This window comes from Bradyrhizobium sp. 76 (assembly GCF_023073025.1).
Lineage (GTDB): Bacteria > Pseudomonadota > Alphaproteobacteria > Rhizobiales > Xanthobacteraceae > Bradyrhizobium.
Map to the genome: position 1 here is coordinate 801,106 of NZ_JADPIS010000090.1, position 16,786 is coordinate 817,891.

General features: G+C 58.0%; 20 protein-coding genes. 15 read left to right on the forward strand and 5 right to left on the reverse strand.

Going from position 1 to position 16,786, the window contains the following annotated elements; all coding sequences use genetic code 11:
* Nucleotides 1–103 precede the first annotated feature (103 nt).
* The 5 genes from IVB48_RS20430 to IVB48_RS20450 all read left to right on the forward strand — a co-directional run bounded on the left by IVB48_RS20430 (nt 104) and on the right by IVB48_RS20450 (nt 3,857).
* Entirely contained in the window at nt 104–1,285 is a 1,182-nt protein-coding gene (locus IVB48_RS20430; RefSeq protein WP_247402229.1) for a ParB/RepB/Spo0J family partition protein, read from the forward strand.
* A gap of 113 nt (nt 1,286–1,398) precedes the next feature.
* Nucleotides 1,399–1,908, forward strand: coding sequence for a hypothetical protein (locus IVB48_RS20435; RefSeq protein ID WP_247402232.1), 510 nt, complete (start codon nt 1,399–1,401; stop codon nt 1,906–1,908).
* 807 nt (nt 1,909–2,715) lie between these two features.
* A complete protein-coding gene (locus IVB48_RS20440; protein WP_247402234.1) occupies nt 2,716–2,892 on the forward strand; it encodes a DUF3606 domain-containing protein in 177 nt (58 codons plus the stop codon).
* Between the two features lie 57 nt (nt 2,893–2,949).
* Nucleotides 2,950–3,156, forward strand: coding sequence for a hypothetical protein (locus tag IVB48_RS20445; protein ID WP_247402237.1), 207 nt, complete (start codon nt 2,950–2,952; stop codon nt 3,154–3,156).
* A gap of 209 nt (nt 3,157–3,365) precedes the next feature.
* Nucleotides 3,366–3,857, forward strand: coding sequence for a hypothetical protein (locus IVB48_RS20450; RefSeq protein ID WP_247402240.1), 492 nt, complete (start codon nt 3,366–3,368; stop codon nt 3,855–3,857).
* Nucleotides 3,858–4,270: 413 nt separating this feature from the next.
* On the opposite strand, the gene IVB48_RS20455 is transcribed toward IVB48_RS20450, so the two are convergent.
* The gene (locus IVB48_RS20455) at nt 4,271–4,552 is read right to left on the reverse strand and encodes a hypothetical protein (protein WP_247402243.1); all 282 of its coding nucleotides are present in this window, start codon (nt 4,550–4,552) and stop codon (nt 4,271–4,273) included.
* 315 nt (nt 4,553–4,867) lie between these two features.
* Here IVB48_RS20455 and IVB48_RS20460 point away from each other — a divergent pair, with 315 nt between their 5' ends.
* From IVB48_RS20460 to IVB48_RS20485, 6 genes are all read left to right on the forward strand, one after another.
* Nucleotides 4,868–5,071 carry a cold-shock protein gene (locus tag IVB48_RS20460; RefSeq protein ID WP_247293967.1) on the forward strand — a complete coding sequence of 68 codons (204 nt, stop codon included), beginning with the start codon at nt 4,868–4,870 and terminating at the stop codon, nt 5,069–5,071.
* A 373-nt stretch (nt 5,072–5,444) separates the two neighbouring features.
* Nucleotides 5,445–5,630, forward strand: a complete 186-nt coding sequence (locus IVB48_RS20465; RefSeq protein WP_247402246.1) for a hypothetical protein — start codon at nt 5,445–5,447, stop codon at nt 5,628–5,630.
* A gap of 441 nt (nt 5,631–6,071) precedes the next feature.
* Nucleotides 6,072–6,458, forward strand: coding sequence for a cupin domain-containing protein (locus IVB48_RS20470; RefSeq protein WP_247402249.1), 387 nt, complete (start codon nt 6,072–6,074; stop codon nt 6,456–6,458).
* A 288-nt stretch (nt 6,459–6,746) separates the two neighbouring features.
* Nucleotides 6,747–7,151, forward strand: coding sequence for a VOC family protein (locus tag IVB48_RS20475; RefSeq protein WP_247402251.1), 405 nt, complete (start codon nt 6,747–6,749; stop codon nt 7,149–7,151).
* A 298-nt stretch (nt 7,152–7,449) separates the two neighbouring features.
* The gene (locus IVB48_RS20480; RefSeq protein ID WP_247402253.1) at nt 7,450–8,775 is read left to right on the forward strand and encodes an alpha/beta fold hydrolase; all 1,326 of its coding nucleotides are present in this window, start codon (nt 7,450–7,452) and stop codon (nt 8,773–8,775) included.
* Between the two features lie 232 nt (nt 8,776–9,007).
* Entirely contained in the window at nt 9,008–9,421 is a 414-nt protein-coding gene (locus IVB48_RS20485; RefSeq protein WP_247402255.1) for a hypothetical protein, read from the forward strand.
* Nucleotides 9,422–9,542: 121 nt separating this feature from the next.
* Here IVB48_RS20485 and IVB48_RS20490 read toward each other — a convergent pair whose 3' ends face one another.
* Nucleotides 9,543–11,318: an adenylate/guanylate cyclase domain-containing protein gene (locus tag IVB48_RS20490; protein WP_247402257.1), complete on the reverse strand. Its 1,776-nt coding sequence runs from the start codon at nt 11,316–11,318 to the stop codon at nt 9,543–9,545.
* Between the two features lie 272 nt (nt 11,319–11,590).
* Between IVB48_RS20490 and IVB48_RS20495 the strand changes: the two genes are divergently transcribed.
* The 4 genes from IVB48_RS20495 (at nt 11,591) to IVB48_RS20510 (ending at nt 13,912) form a co-directional block, all read left to right on the forward strand.
* The gene (locus IVB48_RS20495; RefSeq protein ID WP_247402259.1) at nt 11,591–11,872 is read left to right on the forward strand and encodes a GNAT family N-acetyltransferase; all 282 of its coding nucleotides are present in this window, start codon (nt 11,591–11,593) and stop codon (nt 11,870–11,872) included.
* A 118-nt stretch (nt 11,873–11,990) separates the two neighbouring features.
* Complete coding sequence (locus IVB48_RS20500; RefSeq protein ID WP_247402261.1) at nt 11,991–12,260, forward strand: hypothetical protein; 270 nt, start codon at nt 11,991–11,993, stop codon at nt 12,258–12,260.
* 127 nt (nt 12,261–12,387) lie between these two features.
* On the forward strand, nt 12,388–12,678 hold the full coding sequence (locus tag IVB48_RS20505) for a hypothetical protein (RefSeq protein WP_247402263.1): 291 nt from the start codon (nt 12,388–12,390) through the stop codon (nt 12,676–12,678).
* Between the two features lie 811 nt (nt 12,679–13,489).
* Nucleotides 13,490–13,912: a hypothetical protein gene (locus IVB48_RS20510; protein ID WP_247402265.1), complete on the forward strand. Its 423-nt coding sequence runs from the start codon at nt 13,490–13,492 to the stop codon at nt 13,910–13,912.
* A 168-nt stretch (nt 13,913–14,080) separates the two neighbouring features.
* On the opposite strand, the gene IVB48_RS20515 is transcribed toward IVB48_RS20510, so the two are convergent.
* The 3 genes from IVB48_RS20515 to IVB48_RS20525 are packed head-to-tail and all read right to left on the reverse strand — an operon-like array spanning nt 14,081 to nt 16,262.
* A complete protein-coding gene (locus IVB48_RS20515) occupies nt 14,081–15,613 on the reverse strand; it encodes a caspase family protein (RefSeq protein ID WP_247402268.1) in 1,533 nt (510 codons plus the stop codon).
* 24 nt (nt 15,614–15,637) lie between these two features.
* The gene (locus IVB48_RS20520) at nt 15,638–16,072 is read right to left on the reverse strand and encodes a nuclear transport factor 2 family protein (RefSeq protein WP_247402271.1); all 435 of its coding nucleotides are present in this window, start codon (nt 16,070–16,072) and stop codon (nt 15,638–15,640) included.
* A gap of 31 nt (nt 16,073–16,103) precedes the next feature.
* Nucleotides 16,104–16,262, reverse strand: coding sequence for a hypothetical protein (locus IVB48_RS20525; RefSeq protein ID WP_247402273.1), 159 nt, complete (start codon nt 16,260–16,262; stop codon nt 16,104–16,106).
* Between the last annotated feature and the right edge of the window lie 524 nt (nt 16,263–16,786).

Below are 16,786 nucleotides of genomic sequence, written 5' to 3' on the forward strand. Positions count from 1 at the left end.
GTCACGTGTTGCCGGACGCTGTCGGCGGTCAAAGCCACGCGCGGAGACGACAAGTTCGTCTTCGAGTGCCACGTGAAACCGGTTTGAGATTGAGGAGATCCAAATGCCAATTCAGAAAACATCAAACACACCAGGGCGCCATACGCCCAAAAGATGCTTCAGCGGAAAAAAAGCGTTGATTCATCTAAAGAGAAAAGCCCGCGCCTCGTCCCGAGGTCAGCCGGCGGCCCATCTCGCCTCTAGCAATCCCCAAGTCCGAGAAGTGTCTTTTGACGAACTTGAGATTGGCATTCCTCCGATTCCTTTGGACTCAGAGGACGTGGACAAGTTGCGCAAGTCGATCCTTGAAGTAGGCCAGGCGACGCCGGTAATTGTTCGGAGATTTGCCGACGGCAAGCTTGCCCTACTGGATGGCTGGTGCCGCGTCGAGGCTTTGCGTTCTAGCGGACGCACCACGGTCGCTGCGATCATTCTTTCAGGCCTGACCGATCAAGATGCGCGGCTGAAGCAGATAGTAAGCAATCATCGCAAGAAGCTGGCTGTGCTCGACAGGGCCCGCGAGGATAATGAGTACCTGCAAATCGTCAGGCAAAAGGTCTCGCAAGGTGCGATACCTTCCGGCGGTCACCAACCCGCAGACAAGTGCCATGCCAAGGCTGCCAAAGAGCTCAAAGTCTCGTCGGACCGTATCGCTAGGTCGGAGCAGATTGCCCGTATTCTGCCTGAGGCCCAAACAAAAATTCGTGAGCTCAATCTGCACGACAAGCAATCCGCCTTGCTTAAAATCGCTGCGGCCGGCGACACTGCCGATCTCCAGATCATGAAAGCGATAGAGTTGAGCTCGCGTCCAAGGGCTACGCAGAGCCTGCAGCCGGTTGCGGCGCCGACACAAAGTGTCGGAACAACTGCTGCCGCAACGAGCACCAGTGCAACTGCCGAAGGGAACGATGCGGAGGGGCCCGATATACCGACATTCCTTCAATGCAATACGCCTGAGATTAGCTCTAACCATATCATGGCGCCTGCAGCCTCGCGGCTTAACGGTGAAGCACTGGGCGGAGCAGATCGATTGGGCGCGAGCGAGCGCGACAAAAACAACATTGTAAAAGGTGGTCCGCAGATCGAGCTCGACATTCCGTCAGGGCTTCTAGCCAAGCTAGCTGGCCTCGGCGACGGATCGGAGATCCAGATTTTCGGAGTCGTCCGCGCACCGGTGGGCTCGCAGCCCAGCATCGAGGTTCAGTACATCACCGAGGTGAGCGAAGATGAGAGCGACTGGGCTTGATTAGCTCTGCACGCGTCTCGATTCAAGTCAACTGGCCTGCGCTACCGTGCTTCTAGATCGTCCGAGGTGGCCAAGCTGCAACGTCTGCACAACCACTCTATTCCGAGGTTATCGTGAAATTCAATTTCTTCCGTGCCCCCGTTAATGAAGATTACGATCCCGCAAAAAGGCTACCTGGCTTTGAAACCAAGGACCAAGCTATCAAAAAGCGCCGTCTGCTGGTGTCGGCTCTTCCGGAACTAGGAGACGCTGGTCGCGCACTCGCATTGCGCCTTGACGACTGCGGTTTCATCAAGTGTGGTTCAGCCGGCTGTCCCGTCTGCCTCCGCCTTTTCCGGCGGTGGTGGGGCTCGACCATTGCCGAGTACATGGCTCGTGACCCAGATTATTGGTTCACGGCGAGTATCGTGCCTTCAGACGTCTTTGATGTCGGACACCTGGACCGCTTCCCGTGGGAGCTGGTCAAGGATCGTTTACGTAAACAAATTGCGCGGAGCCAAATCAGCCAAGCGGTCATTCTTGGCGGCATGGACTACAACCTGTTTCATTTTCGTGATGACAGGCCACCAAGATGGCGTCACACCTCTACCTTCTCGTGGGCGGCGGTGGGCAGGGTCTCATAGAAAGGGCTTTCCGTCGGCACTACCCGAGGGACGAGGATACACCGAGACCCGTGGTCGTCACTCCCCAGAGAATCCGCGCAAAAGACATGGTGACCACGGCCACGTATACATTCAAGGCTCGCTTCGAGAATAGGAGGCCCTGCAACGACGAGCGCGGAAACGCCGACACCGAATCCGGCGAGTTGGCGTTGTCTCACCAGGCTGAGCTCGCAATTCTCTTGGACCGCCAAGGCTTCCTTGGTCGGGCCATCCGGCATGGAGATGACAGCGACTTGCCTATGCTCAACGTGCGCTGAAAATCGCGGAGCTTAACAAGACCGGTTACGCTCAGCCTTTTGGCACGAAGGCGGCGTACCGGTCCGCGACATAGGAAAATGCCCGTGGCGGACATGCTGATTGCACTCTGCCGGATCGCGACTACGAGAAAGATTCAGTCGCGGACAGGACGCTTGTCATGGACCTGTCCTCGACTGAATTTGATAAACTCGTCAATTGAAAGCTTCTCAGAAGTGAGCTGGAGCTGATCGCTGAGGTGCAGTGTATAATGTAAACTGTCAGCGTAGCGATATAAGCCCACGATGAAGAACTAATTTCAATCATCGGCATCATGGTCGAGATGACAAGTGCGGGAGCGTCGATGGCTGCTTCGAGAAACGTGAATGAACTTGCCTAGCCTCATACGAAACTGCGACCTGCCTGTTGGCAAAAGGCAAGGGTCACAATCGACGATCTGAAATTGGGACCGGGTTGATCATTTGGGATCGGAGCTGATTATTGCGGTACCTAGGTTGATCGACCTCGCCGACGATGGGCGACAATCTCACCAAACGGGACCAGCGCGACCGTAGCAAAATCAACATGCATGAAGACTTCGAGGTCAAGTATTGGACCAAGCAACTTGGTGTCTCCAGGGACGAGCTGCAGAAGGCCGTCGACAAGGTAGGCAATTCGGCCGCCGCGGTTCGCAAAGAATTGGCGGCGTAACCGAGGCGCGCGGTATGCTTGCGATCTTTGGAGCAAGCCCGCGCGCTTTTTCATGCCATGACCAATCCCAGCTGTCCCATCTGCTTCGGCATCGGCTTTGTCTGCGAGAACCATCCGGACCGCGCCTGGAGCGAAGAGCTTGGCTGTCAGTGTGGTGCCGGTGATCCGTGCGCCTGCAACAGCTCGCCGGATATTGACGCGGGAATCGAAGAGCCTGACGCAAGCCAGATTATTTCCGATCCGATCGGAAACAAGGGTCATTGACGGGCCGCCGAATTCGGCCCAGGATTCCTCCATTGCAGACAATTGATGCCACGAAGCTGCGCCGGCCTGGCCGCCCGCTGATGTAGGGTGAGCATACCGTTCCTGTTCGTGTGCCAGCGAAACTCCTGGGTGAAGTTGAAGCGATGGTCCGCAAGGCCTCGCGCAAGCTTCCTCTGTACGTTGTGGGTAAATCAATCAAAGCGCTTTGATTGAGCCGCAATTACGTGCTCGGCTTCGACTTGGGAACGACACTCGGCGTCAGCAGGGTGTCTCTTGATGGAGGTCTCGATGCCCAGGCACTTCGGTTTGAAGGCAACATCGGAAGTCGCACGGTTGGCGTTCACGGGGCCGTCCAGCGCTTCGCTGGACCGGACTGCCTCGGCGTCTCCATCGAAGAGCCATTCTCTGGACAGTTCTCCAGTGTCGAAGCGCTCTTCCCGATGCTCGGAGCTGCCGTACTCGCCTGCGAGCTGGCGGGGCTCCCTTGGTCGGCGGTCGATTTCAGCAAACTGAAGCTGCACGCCATCGGCCAAGGCAACGCCAAAAAACCCGATATGCAAGCGGCCGCGAAAGCGCCCTGGGGGAAGGACCTCGGCGAGGATGAAGCGACGCGGCTTGGGCCGGCGCTTTCGCGTGGGACCTTAAACTATTCGGTTCGCAGTCAGCAAAAGCCCCAGCCCCAGCCCCAGGGGAAGGGCTGAGGCCTCGGGAGGGTCCTCGCGCTGTCTGGACGCGGTGACTGAACAGAAAACCTAAGTCGCGATCTGGCGTTCCTAAAAAGGACCGGGGCCACTGACTTTCATCAGCGGCCCCCCGGGTCTCTTCAAAAATTACGAAATGAAAAGGGATTGCCAGCCCCGGTCTCATTATCCTCGCTCTAATATTTCCATTAGGCAATCTCATTTTGGCGTTCCCGAAACGGAACCATCTACTTAGCTTTGCTCGCCTTAGGACGAGCGGGTGCTCTGATCAGCGAGGCGTGGTCGGTGCAACGACAAGCGCCGCTCCGCCCGATCTTGGGTACCAGAAAACTGCGTCATTTCCCTGCTGGCCCAAACCGGATCAGCCGGGCGGGCCTGGCGATGTATGGCCCGCGGGGGGAAGGTCGCCACGCTCAATCTAAATCGACAAGATATGCTAGCACCAAGTCTTCTGTCTGAGTTTTGTCAGCTGCGTTTCGATAGATGACAATCTCGGCTTCGTCAGCTCTGCGAACTGTCAACTTGGCGGTCGAGGAGCAAAGAGGGAGGCCGTTCGATGTAATCGTGGTCAAGTCATCACGAACCCAGTCCTCTTTGCACAACTCGAAGGCTTCCCGGAAATTCTTCGCCTCGAACGCGAATGTAGCTTTGCCGTCAACGTCCATCGCGAACACCGACCCCGAGAAAACAGTCATTGGCACTCACTTTTCATCAGTATCGGACAAGCGGCCGCGCCACGAGCGTTTTGCTTGGCTTCACATTTGCTCACGGCCGCATTTCGCGAGGTGTGTAGGTAGTGTAACCGGCATCGACCCGCAAGCAACGACCGGTCGTGGCTAGCTTTGCATCTAAGTCCTTGCAGCCAGTTCGAACGGCCAATGACTAAGTGACGTGATGGCCGAGGTCGCTGAGGTCCGCTTGTGGAGGCGGTTCAGTACACTCCCCCCGATGGTTGCCCAGCGTGGGTGCTCGGTCTAGGCTGGTGCTATTGCTCAAGCGAGGAGACGGACGTGGCGACAGGTACTGTGAAGTGGTTCAACTCGACCAAAGGCTTTGGGTTTATTCAGCCAGACAACGGCGGCAAGGATGTTTTCGTGCACATTTCCGCTGTCGAAAAAGCGGGACTGAGCACTCTCAACGAGGGTGCGAAGGTGAGCTACGAGGAAATGAGTAACCGCGGCAAAACGTCGGCCGAAAACTTGAGGGTTGGCTAGCGATAATATGCCCGCCGGTTCACGCTGGCGGGCCTATTGGCTTCAAGGCAAGCGGGCCCCGATGAGCGCGGCGTCGTTACCGGCGCTTCGAGAGCCGCCGGATCATCGCTTCTGGCGCGCCAGCGAAGTCCAGATCGCTGACGTGCCGTCCCGCGCCGAGCCGAATCGCACACGAACGTCGGCCGCTTTCAGCCGCCAGAAGCAAAAAACGCCGCCGGCTTAAATGAAGCGCAGGCGGCGGATAGCCAGCCCCGGCGGGAAATGTAAAACTCGATAGCACTGTGTCAGCACAAAGCGTGGCAAGGTTCATTGTGCCCGGATGGGTAGTGGGTCCGGGCTGGAACTTCAGGCCGGTGCGGCGCATACTCTGAGGATGCCTGATAAATCTAAATTCTATCCCAAGACCAAAGGCGGCCGCTGGACCGTGCGGATTTTCACGGGGCGCGGCCCGGATTCCCATGTTGGCGATTTCGCGACCGAAGAAGAGGCTAAGCACTGGATTTCGACCAAATCAAAGGACTGGGAAGCCGCATATGATGCTGCGGATAAATCCAAATGACCCCAAAGCAACCGACGAAAATCGCGCTGGTCATCAACCTGAAAACCGCCAAGGCGCTCGACCTCAGACTGCCACCAACGCTGATTTCTCGTGCCGACGAGGTGATCGAATGAGCGCAGCCGCTTCCGCTTGCCCCTAGCTGACCTTAGCTCAGCGTGCCGCGACGTCTGGTTTTGGGAGGCAAGCTGAAGCGCGCAATGCAAGCTGCCAAGGCAGCTTTTGGCCCTTAGCTCAGCGTGCCGCGAGGTCTGCTCTTCGCAGGCAAGCTGAAAGCGCGCGACTTGAGCTGGCAAGGCAGCTTTTGAGCCTTAGCGGAGTGGGAGAACCACTACTGGTCCGTACTGCATTGCAAAAACGATAAGCCTTGAGCTGCGTGCCACTCCTCGGGCCTAATCCGGTGGCGGCTCGATTTGCAGATTTCGTTAATTGGGGAGGATGATGATGAAGTTCTTGCTCGGAATTCTAATTGCGTCACTTTTCACATTCGCAGCAAACGCCCAAGACTCGCCATTTCGGAAGGAATTAAAGCGAGCAGATTTGACCGGCACAAATATGGAGGTCATCACCAGCATCTCGGAGATCAAGCCCGGCGATACCTCAACGCTCCATATCCATCATGGAGAAGAGTCATTTTACGTTTTAGAAGGAGGCACCATTGAACTTCCGGATGGCAAACAAGTGCCCTTCCCAACCGGCATTGCTGCTGTAAATATTCGGGATACTCCGCACGGGTCTTTCAAGGTCGTTGGTGATAAGGCGGTGAAGCTGCTGACGGTGCACATCGTCGATAAGGGCAAACCGCTCTACGACAAGCCGCCCCCCAAGTAGGATATGCATAGGGGCGCTCATCGTACTTGATTTGATGGCGCCCCTGCCACGGCGCGAATGTCGCCATTTCGGCCATCGCTTTCTTCGGGGCGGTGTAGCCAAATCTCGGTTCCTAGGGGCGGACCGGACGTTTACTGCTGAGCGCCACGCCGAAGCTGTTGAGCCTTCCATTAATTCCTTTGAGCGGATTCATGGACGCTTCTACTGTAGCGAAACATTAGGGGCTCTCTGTCTCTCGTGCCCATGAGTTGGGAGCCGAACGAGCCCAAGACTCAGGAGGAGTAGGGCATGCTGAGGAACGCCAAAGTGGCAAGCCGGCTTCCAGCCAGGGACCTGAATCGGGCGCGGGCGTTCTATTCGGAAAAACTCGGGCTTGATCCCGTCGAACAGCGCCAAGGCGGGCTCCGCTACGTCTGCGCGGGCGGCGAGTTTGCAATATTCGTCTCAGCCGGAGTGCAATCTGGTACCCACACGCAGATGGGCTGGGAGGTCGAAGACATCGAGGCAACGGTGCGCGAGCTTCGCGCCCGGGGAGTCGAGTTCGAGACGTATGATTTGCCTGGCCTGAAGACCGTTGACGGTATTGCGGACATAGAGGGAAATTACGCCAGTAAGGGTATCGGTGAGCGAGGCGCTTGGTTCCGCGACAGCGAAGGCAACCTTCTTGGAATCGGGCAGCCGGTTCGATCTTGACCGGCCGCTGGGGCGCTGTGGTGCAGCCGCCGAACGCAATCAGCTAGGTGCGCCGTGACGGGAGGGCATCGCTTCCGCTGACGCAGCGTCGATGCATGTCGGCTCATGAGGGCAGACCGGAAGTTCGCAGCCAGGCGCCAGTTCGGCGGCTTGTGACCCAGAGGCGACATTTCGAGGCCATTGTTCTAGCTCTGTCGAGCTGCCCGTATGATAAGGTACGCTGCGCGTCGACCAGGTGACGAACGATTTCGCCTGTTGCTTCGGCGGTGGAGGACCTTAGCCGTCAAGGAAGTGACTGATGATCGATTTTGTCATGCCGGAGACGCGCTATGCGCTAAGCGGCGACGTCAATATCGCCTATCAAGTGCTGGGTAGCGGACCCGTCGATATCATCGTGGTCCCGGGCATCATTTCGCATGTCGAATTCTTGCATGAACTGCGCGGTTATACCGCGTTCATGCGCCGCCTTTCGACCTTCGCCCGGGTCGTTTCCTTCGACAAGAGAGGCCAGGGGCTCTCAGATAGGGTAGCCGGAGCCCCTTCGCTTGAGCAGCGTATGGATGATGTTCGCGCCGTCATGGACAGCATCGGGTCAACCCAGGCCGCGCTGCTTGGAGTCTCCGAGGGATGCGCGATGAGCGTCATGTTTGCTGCCACCTATCCTGAGCGCGTATCCAAGCTCATCCTCTTTGGCGGCTATCGACGGCGACGCGACTTGCCCGGAGACGGCGAGCAACGGGCCACGCAGCTCATGAAGTTGTGGGGCACGGGCGCGATGATCAACAGAGTTGCTCCCAGCCTTGCGACCGATCCTGCCGCCGTAGCGCAATTCGCCAAGTATGAAAGGCTTTCAGCCAGTCCCGGAGCCATAAAGCAGTTTGCTCTGCTGAATGCGTCGATCGACGTGAGTCAGCTGCTTGAGAGCGTGCGCGCTCCGACCCTTGTGCTGCATCGTCATGGCGACGTGCAGGTACCGATCGAGCATGGCCGCGATTTAGCCGCGGGTATTCCCGGCGCGCGATTCATCGAGTATGCGGGAGATGACCACAGTCCATATTTCGGCTTCAGCGATCGCGACGAGCTGCTTGGCGATATCGAAGAGTTCATGACCGGGCAGCGCGACGGCTCGCCGGAGGATATCGATCGCGTTCTCGCCACGATCCTGTTCACGGATATCGTCGATTCAACGCGCCGCGCCGCGGAAACCGGCGACCGGGGGTGGCGCAAATTGCTCGACAACCACGACGAACTGGCGTCGCAAATCGTCGAGAAGCACCGCGGCACTTTGATCAAGTCCACGGGAGATGGCATTCTCGCTACCTTCGACGGACCAGCCCGCGCCGTCCGTTGCGCTCTCGCGCTTGGAACAGCTGCAAAACAGATCGGCTTGGCGCTCCGAGCGGGTCTTCACACGGGCGAAATCGAGATCAGGGGCCGCGATATAGGCGGCGTCGCCGTGCATGCAGCTTCTCGCGTTATGACCCAGTCGCAGCCTGACGAAGTCTTGGTGTCACGAGTTGTTACCGATCTCGTCGCAGGCGCGGGCTTGAGGTTCGCCGAGCGCGGGTCGCATGAACTTAAGGGACTTCCGGGCCGGTGGGATCTGTTCGCAGCGAGCATCTAAGTGAAGGACCGCTCGTGGCCCTTCTCGGACCAACTGGGCCGGTGCCACTATGTCCGCTGTTCGGGCTGGACCGGAAGTGACAGGTAGAAGGCTGCATCGACGCGAATGAACCGAAGCGGATATTTTCGGCATTCTCCACCGACCGATTCACGCTCCAATAAGACCGCCAGATTACGTTGATCTGAGTTCGCGGGAATAACGCACTTGCACCTGCGGGCTGAGAGGGATCGACATGCTGCATTGGGTTAGCTTTTTCTGCCTCTTTGCGATTGCGTCAGTATCCCCTATGGATTCTGCAGACGCGCAAGAGGATATTATCGAGGGAGCTTGGCAGCAAATTGAGTCGAACGCCGGCGCTTGCGCTAAATGTCATATTTTAGTTGCGCCGAAAGGCGAGGCACTGAGCGTTGTGGCCAACAACGGCTGGTCAGCCGTCGTTAGCATCCAGCCAATGAAGGAGCCTCTCGAAGCGATGGGGACAGGCATGTGGGCGCCTGGAAGGATCGGCACGGCGGCCGGCAGGCCCTGCAGTGTAGTCTTTCGCCTGATAAGGCAGCGTCTGTATATGTCCATGCGCGTTGACATGGAAGATGGTTCACGACGCCAGATCAACGCAGTCTTCGGACGCGTGTGGTTCGGAGCCTGAAACGCTCGCTCACGGCCGCTGTGGCCCATCGGGAAGTGGCGGCACCCCTAATAGATGTCCGCTCAGTGAGGCAAAGCGGACTAGATTTGTTGAGTTCTTTGCATTTTGACCCAAGCGGACGTCACCGCTCCGGTATCCCGGCGAGGTGCATGCCACGAATTAAGCGCCTAAATGAGGCCCGGAACTGCTCATTGCCGGAAAATGGAGAGGCTTTCAAGCGGTGGATGGTGAAACCTGGATCAAGAGCAAGTCCGGCTTTCGCGGCGGCTTGCGCCTCATCCAGCTCACCGGAAAGCGAAAGAGTAGCGGCGAGTATGAAACGAGCCCAAGGATAATTTGTATTCGTCTTCAAAGATCGGCGTAACCATATAATTGCCTCGGCATCGGCTCCGAGCTGCAATTTTGCAAGCGCCACATAACTCATCCAGCGATGCGCAGCCTCATCAAGCGGGGATAATCGAAGCGCTTCTTGTATATGTGCCTCGGTTTCTATCGGCCGACCATCCAGATATTTAACAGCACCGAGAGTACTATGCGCTTCGGCTAAGTTCCAATTCAAAGCCAATGCGTGCTCGCATTCTGCCACGCCCTGCGCTGCACGACCTGTGCAGCATTGGACACAGCCTAGAAACATGTGAGCCAGCGCGTGTTGCGGATCTAGAGATAAAGCTTTCACAAGAGCTGCTTCAGCCGCTTTTAATCTGGGAGCCGCATCATCGACGATGAAGTGGACGGCACTTGCCGTGTCGATTGCCGCGATGCCGACCAATGCATCTACATTTTCGGCATCGAGTTCTAGAGCCCGTTCAAAATAGCCTCGCGCTTGCCTCATGTGTCCTGGGGTCCAGCTCTTGTTCCAACACGCCATCCCACGGAAATACAGGTCCAAAGAACTGGGTTGCAATAAGCGCTCAGCTCGTCTCGCCTCAGCCGCGATGAGTTGAGCCTTTAAAGTGTTTGCAAGTCTGGATACGATCTCGTCCTGCATGTCGAACAGAGCCGCAACAGGTTTGTCGAAACGCTCGGACCAGAGGTGATGGGCGGTTTTGGCATCGACAAGCTGCACGTTCACCCGAAGGCGGTTGCCGCTGTGCTGTACTGAGCCCTCAAGCACATAGCGGATGTTCAACTCCCGCCCGATCTCCTTGAGGTCAACCGCTTTGTCCTTGTAGGTAAATGCGGTGTGGCGGCCGATCACGAACGAGCCCCTGATGCGCGACAAGTCCGTGGTCAGGCTCTCGGTCACACCATCGACGAAGTAGTCTTGCGCCGGATCACCGCTGAGGTTGGCGAAAGGCAACACCACGATGGAAAGATGAGGCGGTGAAAGCGTGGGCGGCCTCGGGCTTTCCGCTTGGGTCGCCAAAACCGCGGCATAGGCCCGGACCGGGCGGTCGATGTTTTTGAGGTTCTGCTCGCCCAAATCGGCGAACTCAACCCCGACCTTGCCTCGGATATAATCGTAGGCGGAGGCCGAGATGCAGATGCCGCCGGGTTCCGCGATGCTCTCAAGTCGCGCCGCAATGTTGACGCCGTCTCCAAAGATGTCCTGCGGCTCGACGATGACGTCGCCGATATTGACGCCCACGCGGAAAGCAATACGCCTGTCTTCCACCTCACCCGTTGTAAGTTCCTTGATGGGTGTCTGAAACTGGACGGCGGCTCGAACCGCTTGGACCGCGCTCGGAAATTCTGCCAAGAGCCCGTCGCCCGTGTTCTTCACGATGCGGCCGCCGTGTTCGGCAATTGAGGGGTTAACGGTATCCGTTAGGAGCGCGGCCAGTTTGGTATGGGTAGGCTCCTCGTCGCTATGCATGAGCCGCGAATAGCCAGCCACGTCAGCGGCCAATATCGCCGACAACCTGCGTTCGACCCGGGCTGGTCGGTCTTGCTCCATAGCATCGAGACCTCTCGGCTTCGAGTTATACGACAGACCCGCTAGGATGGCCACTCAGGCTGATGTCCGCATGTGGCCCGTTCCGGACCAGCTGCGCCGGCTCAACCATGTCCGCTGTTCGGGCCGGACTGGAAGAGACAGTAGAGGTCTGCACTGACGCGAATTCCCCAGAAGAGACGTGTTGCGCATAGCTGCGATAGGCTCGCTGGGGCACGATTAGCCGAGACCTTAGGGTTCATAAATGCTGAGGCGCCTTGCGATTGAAGACATGGATGCTGCGGCCGCTCTCCATCGTACGTCTTTCGACCAAGCTCTGCCAACTCTGGCCGGGCTCTACACTCCAGCGGAGGACCGTTGGTGAACGCATTTTTCCGGCCTGCCAACTCTGGGGCTGGTCCAGCGGCCAAGAGCTCGTTGGCTTTATAGCGTTTCGCGATGCATGGATCGACCAACTCTACGTGCTCCCAACGTGGCAAGGCCGTCAGATTGGCCTTACGCTGTTGAATGTTGCGAAGGATCGATTTGCACAGAACGAACCGAGCTTGGCTCAGTGACGTTAGCAAGTGCTGGGCCGTTGAGCAGGGGAGCCGACGCCGCCGATGATCCCGTCGCGCCGAAATTGGCGTCGTTAGGACAGGATATCGTCCAGCCGCTGCCGGGGCAGCACGCGATGTGTCCGACGATGCTCAGAAAGCGGTGTCGGCGCAGGATTTCCGTTATCTAATCTACTACGTCTGGTCCGAACTGCCGCCTGCCGAGAAACCGGCGGAGATCATCTTCCGTTCGTTCAAGGACATCCCAGTTGGAACACCGGTCGAGGAGATCAAGCGCGCTTCCGAGGCGTTTGGTCTCGATTTCAATTTCATAATGGCAGTTGCCAAGATCAAATCTGGTTTCGACCCCAATCAACGCACCGGGTCGTATATCGGCCTGTTCAGCTGAGCGAATATGAGTTCAGGAAGTTCGGCTTCGGGCAGATTCGCAGCCCGCGGGATAATGCCATTGGGCCGCCTATAAGGTCATTACGGAAGGCATCCTGTTCGAGTGGATCACGCACCGGAAGCCGGACATGAGCGATCTTTACTTGATCCATCAGCAGGGCTGGGAAGGCGCCGCTGAGCACATCATTCAACCCGCTCGGATCGCTTGGAAATCCATGTGCGCCACCCGCGAAGGCAAGGAGAAGGGCCAGAGGTGGTGCAAACGCGCGATCTGGGGCAATGCACTTCCCGCTTTCAAGCGCACCTGGAAATCGGTGGACAACGTGACGTCAGAGGCGTTCGTCGGCATGTGGCGCGGCCGGGCCGCCGAATTCTACACGCAATATCTGGCGACCGCCGCTGCGGCGGCGAGCAAATAATCGGTTGTCGGCAGGGCCTTGCCTCGATTGCATTCCTTTGGCGGGACGTGGCGAATAGACCCAGCTGGGTAGAGCAAGTCCGCTCATGGAGCATAGCGGGCCCAATCCGCGACAGTGGTGGGCAGAGCAGCTTGTGACCCGTGTTCGAGCGCGCGATAATCTAAGTTAGCGACGCGCTATCGACGTCGACTGCATGATGGGGCGTCGATTGATTCGGGGCTCAAATGACACAGCAGAAAACGGAAGACGCTGATGCTGATCGTCGACGGCTTGTCGACGAGGCCCGTGCCGCACGAGAGCAGGCCCGGGCGCTCTCAGACGAAGCAGCGAGGGCCGTCTACGAGCTGCGCCGGTCAATACTGAAGAGCGCTGGCGCGCGAGCGGAGACAAGGGCCCAACGCGAGGACCGGTCCGTGGGAATGGCGGAGGTTCGGCAGGTAGTGCGGGAATATATCGACCATCAACGTTCGCTGCTGCGCGGCTCTCCTCGGCTGCGCCCACTGAACGAGTGACGCGGCGCTGGACCGAGAACGTAGATGCGCCGGCATGCCTGGAGAGAAGAAGCCAGTCACCATTAATGACCTGACGTTGCGCGGCTTCGAGTACCCCTCCCGTGGGTGCAATCGGGGCGCCAACTCGTCACCCTCCAGTATGCCGCGCACATTCGTCCCAGGCTAGTGGACTTCCTTCTCATCGCTCATGCCGCGCCTAACGGAGCTTGCTAGATCAGTAAGCCGTATTGTACATTCAAATTCATTGCATTGTGCCACGAACCACTGACAAAATAGCCGGCATCGGGTGGGTGGCAGTCGTGAATTTCCAGGTGTCCATTTTGAAGGTACTTGCTAGCTACCCCAATGGGCTGGCGACGCTTACGGATATCAAACGCGACCTCGCATTTTTGGCAACGAGCGGCGCTGATTGGGCAAGCTACAGCAAGCGGCTGGGTTCTGCGCTCCCGTCGTTGGACATCTTCTCCTTGGGCTTTGTGCAAAGATATTCGTTCGGTTGGCGATTGACGACAAAGGGCGCGGCCGCACTCGAACTTATGGAACAGAAGGTGAGAAATCCCGTCGCTAATGTAGAAGCAGAGGCGGCAACGTCGGACCCCTTGCGGGAAAAGTGTACGCCACCTGTAGGGTCCGCTGAAAAGCCTGATCAGCCGAGTAGCTCACCAGTTGATCGGCGCGCGCTGTTCACAATCATCGATGGCGGTCGAAGCCAGGCTGCTTAATAGTCACAAACGCGATGCCGTGTGCGGCGCGACTGCGGCTGGTCTCAGCGGGGCTGCCCCCATCCGCGCGCGAGGAGGTCCTAGGCGACGCGGAATTACTGAAAATCGTCGCACCGGCTTGTCGACGAGAAGGCGGGTCGAACGCCTGACTTGCGGCACGTATGAGAGTCAAGGTTCGTTCCAGGAACACCGGCGCGCAACAGTGCCTGTATTGTTTCCGCCGACGCACGTCATCTTCCGCCCGTTTCGCGCCGTGAACGTTGCAGTTTGCCCCGTCTTTATGGTCCCTTGACCCATGACAGCGTAGGACTCCTTGGTGGCATCACCCAATCCGAGATTGCCTGCCCGCTGCTTACCAACATCAGCAGACTCTCGATCCACACCGCCGGCAGTCGCTGCGGGCTTGTCGCGGCCTTCGCACGATCCGTCATTTGAAAGCGTCATGCCCGCTCCGCAGGTCTTTGCAACGCACTTACCGCCCGACTCAATCTCCCGGATCGAGCACGTCGGCAAGCAAACTCGACCCGCCTGGCCCTGAATAATGTCCAACAGGTCGGGCCCGGGTTCCTCGTATTTTTTCGCAATCTTCGCAGCCTTCAGGAATTTTTCCGCCGATGGTTTTGCTGTCGGCCATTCGTCGTCGATCGCCCCAGCGTAGCAACCGACGCGCTGCAGTTCCTTTTTGATGTCACGAACTAGAGCCTCACGCCCGAATTTCGCAGGAGCCGAGAGCTCAACTGACGGAGCTGACTTGGCGGGCTGAGCCTCCGACGTTAGCGAATCCAAATGGCCCTTCGCCAAGGTGGCATAGAGACCGTCCGGATATTGAATCAGAAAGGCGGTCCATATCTCTCTGCTCCCGATCTGTTCTGCCAATTGATAGTCTCGCAACATCAAGGCCAGCGAGGTCGATGAAGTTGCCGGTCCTAGCTTTGCTGCGGGTACAAGTGGAATGTCGTCGCCGCCCAGCGAGCCGTACACGTAGGGCTCCTGCTTATAGCCGGTGTTCTTGAGAACGTCGTCGCGCACGAATCCGAAAGCTTTGCGCAGATCAAGCCCTGGCGTTGGCAAGCGCTCGACCAGGGCAGTCGAGAATGGACTGTTTTTGGAGTCGCCGTCCGAAGCGGTCGAGCCCGCTTTGGCCGCGAAGGCGATCATGGTGTTCGGAGTGGTCAGGTCGATCTTGGCAAGACCGCGTCCGAGGGAGCGCGATGCCAGCGTACGCTTCATCGTTTTGACGAAGGGATTGTCTCGGCACGCATCGAGTATGACCAGACGAAGCTGCTTCGCAGGTTCAATGGCGAACAGCACGCGGTCCAATGGGAAGGCCTCGTCGAAGACGTCGGCGTCGGTCTCCAGCGTCGCGTCTGTGGGAACCAAGTAGTTGTTGCCGTCCAGCTCGATTCCGTGACCGGCGTAGTAGATCACGGCCACGTCAGCATCTCGCGCCTTTGCGCCAAACTCGCGGAGCGCCTTACGCATCTCGGCAACGCCGAGGTCAAGCTTCGTATCGACCACGTCGAAGCCGGCCTTTGTAAACATGCCCCCGACAAGAGCGGCGTCGTTCACAGGGTTCGCCAGCGGGGGAACGCTCTTATAGGCCGAGTTGCCGATCAGGAGCGCGACCCGGCGTTCGGCGTGAACAGAGCCGCAGGTCAAGCACAGCAAGAAGAACAATGCCAACCAGCGCAGCACGCCCATGGGTTACCTCATGACAAAGCTTCATCACTGCCCAGGAGCAGCCACGGTCACGGTCTCTTCCATGATCTTCGCCACGCCACCGTCTCGGACCACGATTGCGGTATAGTAGCCGTGTAGCAGTTGGTCGCCGAGCTTGGCCTGCCACTCCCCAGCATTGAACACGAAGTTGCCGAAAGACCGCGACACGTTGCGCTCGACCGAGTAGTCGTGCAGGTCCAAGTTGACGACATCCTGCAGATTACGGCGGATCGCTTCTCGACCTACGAACATACCGCTTGGCGTCACCCTAATGGCGTCGTCGGTGAACGCTGCAGCCATGGCATCGACATCTTTGCGATTGTATGCCTCGGCAAAATTCTTCTGCAGGTCGGCATATTGATCGCCGCTAGTCTGCTGAGCGGCAGCAACATAGGAAGCCGATATCAATAAGAATGCGGCAAGTACGACGGTACGCATCATCGGGTTCGCCTTGATCAGGACGATGCGGTGGTCAGAACCACTCGCCCGGCATGTACTTGTCGGCAACAATAATGCTCACCGAGATGAGCAAGCCCCCAAAACAGAATAGCGTTACTGACAAGAACGTCTCGACGTCAGCAATCGCCTCGACCGACGCCCTGGGAAAAAAACGGGTAGCCAATGCCGTCATGTTACCCTCCAAATTGTTCTATCTCGGCTGAGCCAACTGGCGCTTCAACCCATCACGGCGCCCAAGTGCGGCGCCTATTTTACACCATCAACCCGTAGCATCTCGTCAAGGCGAGCCTGACAGTACTCTTCATAGAGTGCGTTGATGATCGTCCACATGACGTGCGGTCCCCTATCCACCTGATGAAGGGTAGGGCCGGTCTGTTTCAGGATCGCTTCGTGGGACCTGCCATATGGTTTCGAGCTGACGGCCTTCGCGCATCCCGCAGCGCACCGATTTCGCGGACAAAGCGTGTCACAATCGAAGTGCCACGGCGCGAAATCCTTACTTGGGGTAGCAATACAGCTCCATCATCGGCGGTGGGCCTGATGCAGCTTATCGCAGCTTCTTCAATGCGTTAGCGGAGAGCCTCAGCTGCTCGGTCCGCCTTGGACTGAAATGCGAGGACCATCACGGCGGTTGCTGAACTTCACAAGGCGCCACCGTGACCCCGCCGTCGAGCGTCCTCGCTAGAAGCTCTACGC

Coding starts and splice junctions, on each gene's coding strand:
- IVB48_RS20430 (WP_247402229.1), top strand. CDS start 104: ATGCCAATTCAGAAAACATCAAACACACCAGGGCGCCATACGCCCAAA.
- IVB48_RS20440 (WP_247402234.1), top strand. CDS start 2,716: ATGGGCGACAATCTCACCAAACGGGACCAGCGCGACCGTAGCAAAATC.
- IVB48_RS20445 (WP_247402237.1), top strand. CDS start 2,950: ATGACCAATCCCAGCTGTCCCATCTGCTTCGGCATCGGCTTTGTCTGC.
- IVB48_RS20455 (WP_247402243.1), bottom strand. CDS start 4,552: ATGACTGTTTTCTCGGGGTCGGTGTTCGCGATGGACGTTGACGGCAAA.
- IVB48_RS20465 (WP_247402246.1), top strand. CDS start 5,445: ATGCCTGATAAATCTAAATTCTATCCCAAGACCAAAGGCGGCCGCTGG.
- IVB48_RS20470 (WP_247402249.1), top strand. CDS start 6,072: ATGAAGTTCTTGCTCGGAATTCTAATTGCGTCACTTTTCACATTCGCA.
- IVB48_RS20475 (WP_247402251.1), top strand. CDS start 6,747: ATGCTGAGGAACGCCAAAGTGGCAAGCCGGCTTCCAGCCAGGGACCTG.
- IVB48_RS20480 (WP_247402253.1), top strand. CDS start 7,450: ATGATCGATTTTGTCATGCCGGAGACGCGCTATGCGCTAAGCGGCGAC.
- IVB48_RS20485 (WP_247402255.1), top strand. CDS start 9,008: ATGCTGCATTGGGTTAGCTTTTTCTGCCTCTTTGCGATTGCGTCAGTA.
- IVB48_RS20490 (WP_247402257.1), bottom strand. CDS start 11,318: ATGGAGCAAGACCGACCAGCCCGGGTCGAACGCAGGTTGTCGGCGATA.
- IVB48_RS20495 (WP_247402259.1), top strand. CDS start 11,591: ATGCTGCGGCCGCTCTCCATCGTACGTCTTTCGACCAAGCTCTGCCAA.
- IVB48_RS20505 (WP_247402263.1), top strand. CDS start 12,388: ATGAGCGATCTTTACTTGATCCATCAGCAGGGCTGGGAAGGCGCCGCT.
- IVB48_RS20515 (WP_247402268.1), bottom strand. CDS start 15,613: ATGGGCGTGCTGCGCTGGTTGGCATTGTTCTTCTTGCTGTGCTTGACC.
- IVB48_RS20520 (WP_247402271.1), bottom strand. CDS start 16,072: ATGATGCGTACCGTCGTACTTGCCGCATTCTTATTGATATCGGCTTCC.
- IVB48_RS20525 (WP_247402273.1), bottom strand. CDS start 16,262: ATGACGGCATTGGCTACCCGTTTTTTTCCCAGGGCGTCGGTCGAGGCG.